2 tRNA genes are annotated in these 295 nt (G+C 48.8%); both read left to right on the forward strand.

Annotation, left to right across the window (positions count from 1 at the left end):
- Positions 1-41 precede the first annotated feature (41 nt).
- Positions 42-117 (forward strand) — tRNA-Ala (locus BCT81_RS23515).
- Between the two features lie 32 nt (positions 118-149).
- Positions 150-225, forward strand: a tRNA-Val gene (locus BCT81_RS23520).
- The last annotated feature ends 70 nt before the right edge of the window (positions 226-295 follow it).

A 295-nucleotide genomic window follows, 5' to 3' on the forward strand; every position in this document is an offset into this window, starting at 1 on the left:
CCTGCACGACCCACCATTTCCTCCCAAGGAAATAAAAATATGGGGCTATAGCTCAGCTGGGAGAGCGCCTGCCTTGCACGCAGGAGGTCTGCGGTTCGATCCCGCATAGCTCCACCATTCTTTCTCCATGAAGGAATCAAAACTATCATGGGCGATTAGCTCAGTTGGGAGAGCACCTGCCTTACAAGCAGGGGGTCACTGGTTCGAGCCCGGTATCGCCCACCATCTTTAAGCACATTTGCTAAGTGTTCTTAAAAATGGTTTTCATTAGAAAATCTGCTCTTTAACAATTTGG

Source organism: Vibrio sp. 10N.261.52.A1 (genome assembly GCF_002876325.1).
Classification (GTDB): Bacteria; Pseudomonadota; Gammaproteobacteria; order Enterobacterales; family Vibrionaceae; genus Vibrio; species Vibrio chagasii.